This window comes from Vibrio sp. Vb2131 (assembly GCF_033338535.1).
In the GTDB taxonomy this organism is placed as follows: Bacteria; Pseudomonadota; Gammaproteobacteria; order Enterobacterales; family Vibrionaceae; genus Vibrio; species Vibrio alginolyticus.
The window spans coordinates 255,740-269,436 of the sequence record NZ_JAWOSW010000001.1 but is presented as its reverse complement, the minus strand read 5'-3'; the positions used below and the strand labels follow the sequence as shown (position 1 = coordinate 269,436).

Genomic DNA, 13,697 nt, shown 5'->3' with positions numbered 1-13,697 from the left:
TTCTGACGAAAATCGTGGCAATAGTAATAAAAAAGACGGCGTGAAAGCCGTCTTTTTTAAGCACTTTAATCAAAGCTTTTATGCTGATTTACGCGAAAGTCGCTTTTCATTGTTGGTGTTATTTTCTTTTGTGATCGCACTGTCTTGAGCCTTACCCTTTAACGTTACCACTTCCTTTTCAGGTAATTCGGCTGCTTCACCAAAGAATTTGCCACCAGGTTCAATGCTGAGGTTATTGCTCCAGATCCTACCGCTTACGCGTCCCTTGGCAAGCACTTGAATGTGTTCTGCGTGACAGTTTCCGTCCATCATGCCATTAATGATCAGCTGTTTAGCGTAGATTTCACCGTTTACTCGCCCGCTTTCTGCGACAACGAGAGTGCCTTCCACGTTAATTTGACCATCGACGATGCCATCAATCTGGACATCGTTTTCTACTTTGAGTTCTCCGCTAAGAGAACAGCCTTTGGCGATGAGAGTTGAAGCTGCTGAGCTACTCGTTGTTCCACTGTTTTGATTAAAGATTCCCATCGTATTCTTCGCTCCTTAGTAAAAATGTCTTCGAAATCATTAAGGCTCCAATCGACAAATGGTTTCGGATTCAGTGCTCGCCCAACAAATCGCACCTCGTAATGCAGGTGAGGGCCAGAAGAGAGCCCACTGTTGCCGGAAATTGCAATCAGCTGCCCTTTTTTGACGAACTGACCACTTTTTACTTTGAACGCTTTCAAGTGCGAATAAGAACTCGAAAAACCGAAAGAATGTTGTAGCCTGAGGAAGTTACCAGAGCCTTTATTACTGCGGCGGGTAACTTCCACTACCCCATCGGCAGGGGCATAAATTTTGGTACCGATATTTACGGCAAAATCGAGCCCACGATGCATTTTGGCAACTTTTGTCACCGGATGGATACGCTTACCGAATCCGGAAGATAGCCGTACGTTGCCGACTGGAGAGCCACTTGGTATTTGGTTTAATAACACCATGCGAACGTTTGAGGTTATCGCCGCTGCATCGAGCCTAGCATCCAAGTTATTTGTCGAGGTATGTTCTCCAACCCCAAGCACTTTCTCTAATTCACCCAAACGTTCCGAAACAAGTTGTACCCGTTCTTCCCGTTCTGAAAGGTCATTTTCTAGCTCTGATTTAAGTGTTTTCAGTGTGCTGAGCTCTTCACCCATGGTGCGTGAATGCTCTGTCAATTCAGCTTGTTTTAACGCTGCATTATCAACGCGAGTGTACAAGTGATGAATTAAGATTACGGTCGCGGCCAGAGCAACAACAAAAAAAACGAAAAACGTTTTTATGTTGCGTTGCATCCTTTTACTGAAGTACCAATGTCTTGAGCCATTGATAGTTGATATAGAGATCGTCAACTGGTCTTTCATCGTCTTCTATTGCTCGTATTTGGTATACGTCTCGTCACTGAGTTAGTAGGAATGTAAGGAAAACGAGTAGGGACTGCCAGAGGCAAATTGGAAAGAAGTGTCAGGTCGTGAGGCGTTTTCAGATATTAGATAAAAGACTCAATAAAGATTTAATATTCTGCTGATTTTGGTCGTAATTACTCCAAATCGCTTCATTTAACTGAATATTATGATTTTTAAGGCGGTTATCCGAGAAATTGGATTGTGAATATTGCCAATAGCATCCGCACGCAATTCAACTTACTTCACGGTTTGCCTTATAAATGTTGGATAATTTATCAAACCGACATTCATTACATCGATAACTTGTTTATGATAGCGGTTGATATAAAGCACTATTCATTGGCTTTAAACCTAAGCGTTACATTTCGTTTAGGAACACATAACTATGACAACGGAGTTGGTCGTGAAAAAACTACTATTGGCTACAGCAGTGGTCGCAGCAGCAGGGGGCGCTGGCTACCTGTACCAAAACAATACTACCGCGAGTGATGCAGGCTCACTGTTAACGCAAGTTCCTGCAGATTCACTTATGGTGACGTATCAGACTGAACCTTTTAACCATTATAAATACATGAACGCATTCGGTACGGCGAATCAAGGCTCGATTGCAGAACTTTTTGCCGATGAACCACTGTCTCCACAACAGCAGTTTGCAGTTAACTTATTCGATGGATACCTAGAGAGTGCTGCGTCGCCAGAAACATTAAAAGCTTATTTGGGCACCGGGGAAAACATTAATCCTGTGTTGTACACAATTGGTATGGTACCGGTGTACAAAGTGGATATTGAAGACCCTGCCGCGTTATGGAAAACACTGGATCATGAAGAGCAGATGAGCGGCGCTAAGCATGAGTTGGTTAAGCTTGGTGAAGTCGAGTATCGTCGTTACGAGATGACTGATTCAATTGACCCGCAGGACGGTATTGGCTTGGTTGTAGCCGTGGTTGATAACGTGCTTACGTTAACGGTTGATGTTCCGCAACTGGGCGTTCAAAACCCGATTAAAATGGCATTAGGGCTTGAAGCACCAAGTCAAAATATTGCTGACAGTGGACGCCTTGAGGCGTTGCAAGCCAAATACGGTGAAAACAACAACTCTTTTGGTTACTTTGATCATCGCGAAGTGATTAAAGGTTTGACGACGAAAGATGGCAATATGTTTGCTCGTCAAATCAGCACGTTGGATGCAATAGATCCTGAACCAACTATTGAGGAAATGCGTTCACCAGCCTGCCATACTGAGCTTACTCAAGTTGCAGAAAACTGGCCTCAGTCCGTCGCGTTTGCAGAATACAAGATGAAAGGCGATCAGGCGTTCATTAAAGGTTCTTTTGTTGTTGAGTCCAACAATAAAGTGATTCTAGATGCGCTCAAGTCGATTCGTGGTGTATTGGCAGAGTCTAAAAGTGATAAGAGTTTCTTTAGTATGGCGCTTGGTTTAGACATTAATACGCTAGCGCCATCGATTGGTCAGATTTGGGCTGACTTGACCCAGCCTCAATATCAATGCTCTTTATTGACACAAATGCAGCAAGAGATGGGCGGCCAGAATCCAGCAGCCGCTGTAAGCATGGGGTCAGGCATGGTTAACGGCCTCAAAGGCTTAAGCCTGCAAATGTTTGATATCAAAGTAGATACTAATGCTCAGCATGGTGAAGTATTTAGCCAGCTAGATGGTATGTTGTCTCTTTCTGCCAATGATCCAATGATGCTTATTCAAACTGCGCAAATGTTCGTTCCTGAACTTGCTCAATTGCAAATTCAACCGGATAACCAACCTGTTAATGTCAGTGACCTATTAGAAATGCATACTGGCATGAAGGTGGACGTGTTTGCTCGTCTAAACGAAAACCATTTCACCCTTTACAGTGGTGATAGTGCTGCGGAAGCAAGCAAAGAAGTGATGGCGCAATCACTTTCTCCAAATGGCTTGTTCAGCTTTGATTTTGATTCAGAGCGTATTTTGGAAGTGTTAGAGAGTGCGTCGTCAATCACTGGGGAGCCGGTTCCGGATGATGTTGTCAAAAGCTTACAAGGCGAGCTTGTTGGTGGTATGACGATGGACGTGACAGACCAAGGTATTGGTTTTGAGTTTGATTACCGTGGTGCAACTAAACCTGTAACGGTTGCACAACAGTAACACATTGAGTAGAAAAAGGCGGCATATGCCGCCTTTTGTTATTATGTACCGCATTAAAAAGCGAGTGGGAAGAGCGACGCTTACTCATCTATTTGAGGATGAGAGTATTGCTGATATTCAGGTAACTCTTTTCTTAAGTTACCAAATGTCGCCCATGCACTTTCTTTTGAAAGTTTGTTGATCAGCCAGTTTGGCAATAGACCTCCGGGATCAGCAAACGCCTTGTATTCCACGAGTGTTGTATCGTTTGTGAGTTTTTGTAACTCCCAAGTCGCATCAACCGAGCGAATTCGAACATAACCATTTTGTTCAGCAAGATATGAGTCAGGTGCGCTTTTGATTTCTACGGTGAATCCCAGCTCATCGACCCAGTACTTTGAGTAGGTGACCATATCCCGATTTTTGGCAGGCCATGGTGCTTTAAACTGGGTGTAAACGATGTTCTCGGTGGCCGATATCTGATTTAAAACCCGGCTATGACTGGCATTGTCAATCCAGTTCGGGATGTTGTCACTGTCTTCCAGTAGCGTTAAAAATGCACCATAGCTGGTGGGTGTGAACATCCGGGCACGGATCTCAACTAAACCGTCACTATGTTCTCGGGAGTAAATTGTGATTCCATTCTTGTCACTCTCGAACTGCCAGTTCTCGTTGGCGCTCGCATCAGTACCAGCGGATATCAATGTGGCGAGTGTTACGGCGCCCATTCTTAAATGCAACATCATGTTAGTATCCGCCAACTTTTCCTAAATTTAAATTTATACGATTTGTTGTAGCTATAAGGACAATAGTATGTTTGTTGTTATTGTTCTGAAGGTTGCTCTGCACTAAAGCCACGTTGAATGTTGGTGAAGGTAAGCGATGCAAATATTACGATAACGATCGCTAGATGCCATGCTTGACTCAATCCAAGCTGCACCAGAGTTAAGCTGACCAATGAGGAGACGACCATTTGTCCACCACCAGACATTGCCGCTGCGGCACCTGCTTGCTTTTTATAAGGTTGCATTACCATCGCTTGTGCACAAGGTAGGGCAATACCATTACCCAAGATCATTAATAGCTGTCCTAGCATCAGAAATAGAGGCTCAACAGGGCAGAAAAATAACCATATTGCGGCAGCGAGGTGAAGAAATGGGGTGCAAAGCAGCATTTTTTTATTGCCAATAATTGGCCTTACTCGGTTACAAATCGTGGTACCACATAACATACCCAAAGCGGGAATGAGCGCCCATATCGCGTATTGAGCGGAGGTCATGCCAATTTGATCTTGCATGATAAATGGCATCACAGAGACTGTCGTAATCATTAAGCTGAAGTTTAACCAACTGATACTGGCGAAACTCATAAAGTAACGAGACGTAAGTAAGCTCTTGTATTGGAGTAACATTTTTCGGGGTGACGGAATGACAGAACGTTTTGTGATGGTTTCTGTGAACTTAAAGGCGATGATTACCCAGGCCAGCGAGACATAGCCCAATAGAGAAATAAACACCATACTCCAACCGAAGTGGAAGTTGATAAAGCCGCCAATCACAGGTGCAATAAGTGGCGTGATTGAAGCCGCCATGGCGATGTAAGACATTGCCACTGGGAGTTCATCCCCGCTAAATCTATCTCGAGTCGACGCCCTCGCGAGTACCGCGCAGCATCCTGTACCTAACCCTTGTAAAAAGCGCCCCATCACCATCCCTGTAAATGTGTCACTGAAGAAAATAATCATCAGCAGACCAGACATCGCGATGAGTAAACCGGTAAGTAATACTCTTTTTCGTCCTAAAGCATCTGACACTGGCCCGTAGATAAATTGAGAGGGGCCAAAGCCGAGCAAATAAATACTCACAAGTAGTTGAGCTTGGTCGAGGGAGATGGAAAAGTCTTTTGCTATCCATGGCAAAGAGGGCATGACTAGCCCCATGCTCAACTGGCCAACGCTAATAATAAGACAGGCGAGTAGTATAGTATGAAAGTTGATTGGGCGACTCATGACGGGTCTCCATTCAAACAACTTTTTTGGCGTCGTGATCTTAAGCCACCTTCGTCATCCACTTCATTTAGCTTTGCTTTGACCCGCTTCACAGTCGATAGACTGACTTCGCATTGCTCTGCCACGTTTTGCAATGTGTAGCCTTCTAGCAGTAACGTTGCGATCTGTTGGTGTTTGGTTTTGTTTGCGGGGCGGCCGCGAAACTTCTGTTTCCATAATTCTGGCTGCTCTTTAATGGCCTGTCGCCCTTGCTCTGCGGCAAACAGGCGATGTTCAGTCTGCACTTTCCCATATCCAGATAACACTGTGAGTAGTGTTTGAGTTTGAACAGAACCTGGCTCAAAAGTTAGTGATTCACATACGGTTTTCAATGTTACCCCTTTATCGAGTAGCATTTTTATTGTGTTCAATGCTTGACTAAAGTCGCGACCAAATGCGGTCAGCCACCAGAGCACAATCGTATCCCCAGTTCTGACGGAATCGAGCAGTTGTAAGAATGCCTCTCTCTCGGTTGGAGGCATGCAACCACGAACCTTATCCTCAAAATGCTGAGCTTCGGGCGCAAAAGCTTTTAGAGTATTAAGGTGCTCTTGGTAAGCTCGATTTTTTGGCGAATAACGAGTGTAAAGATACGTGGTCATAAGGATTATGAGCCCCTTTTCTTTTGGTTCATATAGTGTAATGGCTCATAAATATACATGGGCTCATTAATTCTTACAACACTAAATGAGCCGTTTGGGAGTCAGGGGCAAATAAAAAGCCAACCGAATGGCTGGCTATAGCTATTTAAGCTTTTGTTGTCTGTCGCTCGATTAACTTCACTGGCACCATCATTTTTACTAGGCTGCCGTTTTTCGTATTAATTTGATCAACAATGATCTTCACGCACTCGCGAGCGAGGCGACGGAAATCCTGGCGGAATGTGGTTAATTGATAGCTTAACCATTCTGTCTGAGGAATATTATCAAAGCCAATGACTTGTAAGTCCTGAGGAATGCTCAACCCGCATTCTATACGGGCGATATCCATGACCGCCATCGCAAGGTTATCGGTTGCACAGAACACCGCTTCAGGCCGATTTTTGTCTGCCAGTATGGCACGGACTTTATCAAGTGAGCTCGCGTAGTCATAGCTGGCTTCAATGATGCGTGGCGTCTTGCCGGTTAGGTCTTCAAATTCAGAGCAGAAGCCGCTTTGACGTTCGTCATTCGTAAAGGTTGGCACTTCTCCCGTCAAATAAACCGCGTTCTTCACGCCACTTTTGTGCAGAAGTTGCGCAGCTTGTTGGCCTGCTTCGTAGTTGTCACTGATAACGTAGCTACTCCTAGTACCTTCAACAACTCGTGCGTATTGAACAATTGGGATATTAAACTCTTCACATTCTTCATAAAGGGACTTATTGAAGGTTGCGGAAGCAGCAATGACACCATCGACGCGATACTGGAAGATATTTGGGATTGAGTGGCCCTCTTCTTCATCCACTTGCCATGGAATCAATACGGCAGAATAACCTTTTTTCTGTAACTCACTGGAAATTAATTGCAGTTTTTTCATATGGATAGGGTAATCCGCATCAGGAAACACCAAACCTATCAATTTCGATTCGTTTGTGGTCAGGCTACGTGCAAAGGCGTTAGGGCGGTAGTTAAGGGCTTTAGCCGCTTCAAAGACTTTTTGCTTGGTCTTTTCGGATACTGAGCTACCCGGAACAAACACGCGCGATACAGTAGATTGAGAGACGCCTGCCATCTTTGCCACATCTTTTGATGTGACTACGTGTTTAATTGATTTCATGAATAAAACTTAGTTGCCAGTAATTGAGGTCATAAGACTAGCATAAATAGGTACGTATTCATAAATGTTCTGACGGGGTATCCTAAGTAGAATAATGGCTTTGGAGTGTTAAAAAGCAAAATGTGGGTTAACCCATTTGGTTTGCTTTGAGCTAGCACTAGATCTAGAGCGTAGATACTGTCCGTTTGTTGGACGTACAGTATCTGCGTAAAGAACATTAATTTGCTTGTTTGACTGCAACTTTACGTTTTGGGGAGAGGAGTGAATACCCCATGTATCCGATGCAAGCGGTAGCGACAAGAATAGAGCAGCCACGCATAAAGTTAATCAGCATAGGAGCGTTGTCGGTAAACGCGTTGATCCCCCAAAGCATCACGATCGAGAATACAAACATCACTAGTAAGCCATAACATGGAGCATCGATTTTGCCGGGAACGACATACCAACCATCTTCCTTGATTGGTTTATTTAGACGAGCATATTCCGCTTGCTGGCCTTTCACTGTGTAAAGATGCATTTCATCTTGTTTACCCGTCAGGAGAAGGCTAGCAATGTAAGCGACAACGGCATTCACAAGGACTCCAATCACGCAATACCAAGGCCACGCAATATCGGTCGCAACGGCTACATACCAAATCACCAAGAAGCTAGCAGCAACGCCAATTAACAAGCCTTTTTCCGTAATGTGTTTTGAGTAGAAACCAAGGACGAACATACAGAAGCTCGCACCGACAAAGTAAGAGCCTGCCTTACTCAGCACTTCCAGTACCGAGCCTGTGCTGGTGGCAAACATGATCGCTGGAATGATGACCAAAATCGCCCACGCCACCGTGAAGAAACGCGATACCTTTAAGTAATGCTCTTCCGACTCGTTTTGCTTGTAGAAGCGTTTGTAAAAGTCAGCCACAGAAACGGTCGCCATTGAGTTAAATGCGGAATCGAGACTCGACATACTTGCCGCCAGAATCGCAGCGGCAATGATGCCCATCAAGCCTGGCATTCCATATTCACTCGCATAATGAAGAATGATGGTGTTGCCGTTTTCAAACTCTTTACCGTCGTAATAAGCGTTGAATAGGACGCCAAGCAAGATAAAGACAAAGTAAATAAAGAAGGCCACGTAGCCCATCATCAACATTGCCTTTTTCGCATCGCCCATGTTTTTCGCGGCCATACAACGTTGTACCATCATCTGGTTACCGCCATACACGGTGGTGTGGAACATCGTCATTGCGATAACGCCGGCCCATACAGTCGTTACTTGGCTTAGGTCAAAACTTGTTTGTAGGGCATCGGTCATTCCTTTCGCTTTGAGTTCTGCCATGACCTCCGTCATTGGAGCAGGCATGCCATTCCAAACGGCTTCAATGATGATGAATGCGCCAATAAATAAGATTACTGCTTGAATCACATCGGTCCAAATGACAGCCGCGATACCGCCCATTACGGTGTAGATAAGGGCAATTGCAGTGACGATCATGATGCAGTACATCACGTCGATACCAGTAATGAACTCTAAAATCATTGCTGTCGCGTAGAGTACGGCTGCCGAGCTCAATGCTTGTTTGATAAGGAAGATAAACGACAAAGTCAGTCGTGAAGCCTTGCCGAAGCGTCGTTCTTGATACTCGTAGATAGAGGTTAAACCGTTGTTGTAGAAAAACGGCATAAACACAGCCACGATGAAGAAGATCACCAGCGGATAATTGAGGTGAATCGCGATAACCGACAGGCCTTCTTTGTAAGACCAAGCTGGCCCACCAAGGAAAGACATGGCACTCACGTAAGTACAAACGACAGAAATACCGATCGCCCACCAAGGGATGCTCTTATCACCCAAAGCGAATTGGCTAGCTGAAGTTACTCGCTTACCAATCACCGCACCCAATACTAGCGTTAGGGCTATGTATCCCCCAAGGATGCTCCAGTTAAGTGCGCCAAACTCATGCATAATTAGGTCCTTCTAACTGTTCTTTCATTTGTGCAAACACGTCATAGCCAAGTTGCAGCAGGATATGAACGATGTCGATCGCCACCCAGTTTTCTTTCAGTAAATCGCCTTCGCGTCGCCAAATGTCCATAACGCGAAGTTCGATGTGTTTTCCTGTCGGGGCGAGACCGAGCCAGCCACTGTGACCAGTGTGAGTACCATGCATATGTGGCCAACCACCTGTGGATACGTAGTCATTTTTGGCCAAAAAATTGACCTCAATATCGACACTTCGGTCAGGGAAGGCAAACACAAATGGCGCTTGATGGTGGTTACGGAAACCTTTGATACCGCGCGTAGTACCAATACCAGCAGGGCCGTACCACATAAAGTCATTGTGCCAGTAGTTTTCTAAATCCATCGAGAAAAGATCTTTGCCATCAAAACGACCCAAGCAAGACAGCATATCTTCAACCAGCTGGGCGCTCTTTTCACTTTCTTCCAAAGACACAACAGATTGTTGAATACCGTTAGAAGTTGCAGGAGAAGGAACCAAGCCATCGTGACCTAAGCTTTTACGAAGAGGGTTGCAGCCTGCTTGATTCATCGCGTCGATGAAGTCTGGGATCATGTAAGATTCGGTGATTTGGTCGTTCTCCACACACACCATTTCGGTGTAACGCAAGTAGAGTGTTTTCCCTGTTGCTGGGATGCCAAACAGTGGTTGTTCAAATGTACCGATAAAGTAGCCGGTAGAGTTGTACCAAGTGCGGCCTTCGTATTCGCCGTGCATAACAATTATTGGTCGGCGCTCGGCGTCAGGCAAAGCATTAACAAGTGGTGAGAGGAAAGATTCGTGGGTTGCATCTGGGCCATTAAGATCGTTCACAGGGTGCGCCACGCACCATTTTACGTCAGGGTTCAAAGTTTGCAGAGCGGCCTGTTTTTGCTCGATGTCTGCGGCTTTGAAGTAGTTCTGGTAGAACTGTTCGATGATGTTGAGTGACATGTTGCTTCCTTACTGTCCGTGATTTTAATAAATAGTGTTTAGTCAGCCGTTAGCCTTGCTGAAGCAGGATTTGCTTCCAGATTGCGGTCTCGTCAAACAAAGTGAATTCGCGACGAAGACCCCAAGGGCCAAACTCAGCGTGGCTGATCCCCATGATGTAAACCTCTTTTCCTGAAGGCTTACCAAACATCCCATATCCCTCATGCTTACCGTGCAAAGACCATCGAATTGCCGCGCGTGGTGACATCATGTCGTCATCTCGGCCAATACGATGGTGAACGGTAAATTGAGCATTTGGGAAAGACGCACGAAGTGCCATCCAAAAATGATCGACTTCCGAGTGTGATAGGGCAGTTTGACCGCCAGTGTATTCGCCGATGCAAGCGCGGTCGTACTCTTTCGGTACTATTGAGAACTCGGCATTCATAAGGCTTCTGAGAATTGCTTCATATCGATGACCATATTCGTTGTCGTTGCCTACGCCCAAATAAGGTCCAGGAATGTCGACTTCAGGTGTGAACGGAAATGGGCTTGATTCCACGCCACCTTCAAATTCGATTTGTTGGCGTGCAAACTCTTCTGACGTCATGCCCAGTTGGTTCGCGATATCGGCTTGATCGCGAACCAACCATTCGTCATTGATTTGGTTATTGATAGCGTGGCAATCTGCGATAATACGGAAACGAAGTTTGCGGTTCGAGGCTTGCCCGTAGAAGCCGTTGCCACTGTGTGTTGCAGTAGAGATGATTCGATGAGAAGAAAGCATGCCTTGTTCCGGGGTGCCTGACCAAATGACGTCTTCGCCATATAGCGTGCGATCGGGAAACTCGGCCAGTGTCGCCATTGTTGCACTGATCACCCCTTCGTTTCCTTGAACGATAGAGAGTGGAGTACGCACAACAATGTCGGGAGAGTAGTAGTGTTCTAAGGTGTTTAAACCTCGGTCTTCCCAAATCTCTTTTGTGATACCAAGAATGTAGTCGGGAAAATCACGCCACTTTTCATCGAAGCCAACCATGGCCATAAATCACCTCCGTAATTGAATAATTATGTTTTGATTACGTATTCAAAATATATCATGTTGCCATTTTGTCAACGGATTGTTTTTTGATTGTTTAAATAGCGTGCTGATGATCAGACTTTTAACAATTGAGCGGAAAACAAACTAAAAAAGTACAGGAGAGATGGAAGCTATCTCTTATCGAGACGTGTTAATAAGAAAGGAGGTCAAAGTTTTTTGTATGAATTTCCTAATATCTTATTGTTTTTTAATCGCTTAATTTATTTTTATCTGTTTGAATGGAAACAAATGATTAAGCCAAAACTGATAATCATGCAGATCAAGGCACCCAAATAGACTTTATCGCTAATATTCAGCTATTTTGGTGTCAATTATCCTTATATCTTTCAAATTTTCCTTTTGCATACGAATGCTTAAAGGCTTTTTTATTAAATCGGAAGTAAATAACGAATAAGCCACTAGAAAGGTGTTTATCTAGTGGCTATAACAGTCATAAGCGCTCTATGAGTGCAACGATCAGGATAAAAGCGCAGGTAACGATAGCGAGATGGCAGGGATGAAGGTAATCAACATCAAGGCCACTATCATTGCCCCAATCCAGCCCATAATGGCTTTAGAGAGCGACTCTATCGGTACTTTGCCTACCTGACTTGCCATAAACAAGTTGGCACCTAAAGGAGGCGTAACAAAGCCAATGGCCAAGTTCACGATCATCACGATACCAAAATGAACGGGGTCCATGCCGAGTGCTGACGTAATGGGTAGCAGAATTGGTGTGAGAATAACAATGGCCGCCAGCGTTTCCATGAAGGTACCGACAAGCAACAACAGAACATTGATGCAAAGCAGTATCAGCAGTTTGTTTTCGGTAATCGATAGAATGAACTGAGCGATCTCGGTCGGTAGACGTTCTAGGGTCAATATGCGGCCAAACGTCACGGACGCACCCACAATGACGAGCACAGCGCCAACTAACAGTGACGACTCTAGAATGATTTTCACCACTTGCGCTGGTTTGAGCTCTTTATAAACAAACATGCCAAAGAATAAGCCATAGAGCACACCAATGGCGGCTGATTCGGTAGGTGTGAAGATACCGGAATAGATACCGCCGAGAATGATTACGGGTAGTAGCATTGCCCAACTGGCTTCTTTTAGTGCATCAAGACGCTCTGACCAAGTGGCTTTGCGTTCGTTACCTGTGTAGCCCCGCATTTTTGAGACAATTAGACAATAGCCGATCAATACCATACCGACGACCAAGCCAGGAATGATGCCCGCCATGAACATCTTGGTGACCGAGACTTCAGCTGTGATCGCGTAGACGATCATCACCACAGAGGGTGGAATAATGACGCCAATTCCGCCGGAAGAGGCTATCAAGGCACCGGCAAAGCTGCGGTCGTAGCCTTTCTTCACCATCGAGGGAATCATCGTCAGGCCGATAGCGGCAACGGTGGCAGACCCCGTACCAGAGATGGAAGCGAAGAACATGCACGCCACAATGGCGACGATGCCAAGCCCACCAGTAAAGTGGCCAAAGAAGACCTCCGCCACGTGTAATAATCGTTTTGAGATCCCTCCTTGGCTCATAAGGTTACCTGCCAAGGTAAATAGAACGACGGCGAGGAGAGGGAAAGAGTCGAGCCCTGTTACCATTCCTTGGACTAAAAACTCAATGTTAAGAAACGGCAGACTGAGTATCGCGACCATACTGGCTGCCGCCAGAGCAATACCGACCGGAACGCCAATGAGCAGAAGCAGACCAAAGCTGCCAAACAAAAGTGCAGACGTCATGCGTTAAACTCCAATAGTCGGTTAGAAGTACGGTACTTTGCTTTGATATGGCGATAGCGTTGGCGAGAAAAGCGAACTCGTTCATTGCTGGTGGAGCACGCGTTCACACGTTGATAAATGCTTGTCACTAGGCGCGCGCAGCTTAATAGTGCGCAAACTAAAACAGAGGCATACAAACACGCAATAGGAATTTCCATTGCGGGTGCAATCTGACCGAGTTGCAGGCTGCGATTGATCACCTTAAATCCAAACCAGGCGACAGTGGCACTAAAGGCAAGGTAGATAAGATCAGAAACAATCAAACTGAATTGCGTCCAATTGCCCGGAAGTTTATCGATGAACACACGAATGCGGATGTGTCGATCATCTCGGATACAATAGCTGATGCTCAGGTACATCGCCCATACGAATAAATAACGTGCCAGCTCTTCAGCCCACGCGATCGTTGCGTCAAATAGGCGTAGTGCGATTTGCAAGCACAGTAAAGTTGTCATCGTTGAGATCGCGATAACGATAAGGGTTGGTTCTAGGTATTTGTCTAGTAAGCGAAACCACTTCATGTTCACCTCCAAAACGAGAAAGCACGACC

The 13,697-nt window shown here is 45.3% G+C and carries 12 protein-coding genes; 1 reads left to right on the top strand and 11 read right to left on the bottom strand.

Features of this window, described 5'->3' with window-relative positions:
* Nucleotides 1-78 precede the first annotated feature (78 nt).
* Together R7E38_RS01165 and R7E38_RS01160 are read right to left on the bottom strand one after the other, a co-directional pair.
* Nucleotides 79-531, bottom strand: a complete 453-nt coding sequence (locus R7E38_RS01165; RefSeq protein WP_080276973.1) for a bactofilin family protein — start codon at nt 529-531, stop codon at nt 79-81.
* On the bottom strand, nt 435-1,388 hold the full coding sequence (locus R7E38_RS01160) for a M23 family metallopeptidase (RefSeq protein WP_005374721.1): 954 nt from the start codon (nt 1,386-1,388) through the stop codon (nt 435-437). The genes R7E38_RS01165 and R7E38_RS01160 overlap by 97 nt, the downstream gene beginning before the upstream one ends.
* Nucleotides 1,389-1,815: 427 nt before the next feature.
* On the opposite strand from R7E38_RS01160, the gene R7E38_RS01155 reads away from it, so the two are divergent.
* Nucleotides 1,816-3,570 carry a hypothetical protein gene (locus R7E38_RS01155; protein WP_017634495.1) on the top strand — a complete coding sequence of 585 codons (1,755 nt, stop codon included), beginning with the start codon at nt 1,816-1,818 and terminating at the stop codon, nt 3,568-3,570.
* Nucleotides 3,571-3,650: 80 nt separating this feature from the next.
* Here R7E38_RS01155 and R7E38_RS01150 read toward each other — a convergent pair whose 3' ends face one another.
* The 9 genes from R7E38_RS01150 to R7E38_RS01110 form a co-directional block, all read right to left on the bottom strand.
* Nucleotides 3,651-4,295, bottom strand: coding sequence for an START domain-containing protein (locus R7E38_RS01150; RefSeq protein ID WP_104976385.1), 645 nt, complete (start codon nt 4,293-4,295; stop codon nt 3,651-3,653).
* Between the two features lie 77 nt (nt 4,296-4,372).
* Nucleotides 4,373-5,557 carry a multidrug effflux MFS transporter gene (locus R7E38_RS01145; RefSeq protein WP_053303926.1) on the bottom strand — a complete coding sequence of 395 codons (1,185 nt, stop codon included), beginning with the start codon at nt 5,555-5,557 and terminating at the stop codon, nt 4,373-4,375.
* A complete protein-coding gene (locus tag R7E38_RS01140; RefSeq protein ID WP_025768668.1) occupies nt 5,554-6,198 on the bottom strand; it encodes a recombinase family protein in 645 nt (214 codons plus the stop codon). The genes R7E38_RS01145 and R7E38_RS01140 overlap by 4 nt, the downstream gene beginning before the upstream one ends.
* Before the next feature lie 145 nt (nt 6,199-6,343).
* The gene (locus R7E38_RS01135) at nt 6,344-7,351 is read right to left on the bottom strand and encodes a LacI family DNA-binding transcriptional regulator (protein WP_318081640.1); all 1,008 of its coding nucleotides are present in this window, start codon (nt 7,349-7,351) and stop codon (nt 6,344-6,346) included.
* A 217-nt stretch (nt 7,352-7,568) separates the two neighbouring features.
* Nucleotides 7,569-9,302 (bottom strand): sodium:solute symporter family transporter, encoded by a 1,734-nt coding sequence (locus tag R7E38_RS01130; protein ID WP_005374733.1) that lies wholly within the window; start codon nt 9,300-9,302, stop codon nt 7,569-7,571.
* Nucleotides 9,295-10,290 (bottom strand): ester cyclase, encoded by a 996-nt coding sequence (locus R7E38_RS01125; RefSeq protein WP_017634491.1) that lies wholly within the window; start codon nt 10,288-10,290, stop codon nt 9,295-9,297. Before R7E38_RS01125 ends, R7E38_RS01130 begins: the two co-directional genes overlap by 8 nt.
* Before the next feature lie 49 nt (nt 10,291-10,339).
* Nucleotides 10,340-11,314: an ester cyclase gene (locus R7E38_RS01120; RefSeq protein WP_064376319.1), complete on the bottom strand. Its 975-nt coding sequence runs from the start codon at nt 11,312-11,314 to the stop codon at nt 10,340-10,342.
* 513 nt (nt 11,315-11,827) lie between these two features.
* A complete protein-coding gene (locus R7E38_RS01115) occupies nt 11,828-13,108 on the bottom strand; it encodes a TRAP transporter large permease (RefSeq protein ID WP_033906641.1) in 1,281 nt (426 codons plus the stop codon).
* Nucleotides 13,105-13,668: a TRAP transporter small permease gene (locus R7E38_RS01110; protein WP_025768663.1), complete on the bottom strand. Its 564-nt coding sequence runs from the start codon at nt 13,666-13,668 to the stop codon at nt 13,105-13,107. The genes R7E38_RS01115 and R7E38_RS01110 overlap by 4 nt, the downstream gene beginning before the upstream one ends.
* Nucleotides 13,669-13,697 lie beyond the last annotated feature (29 nt).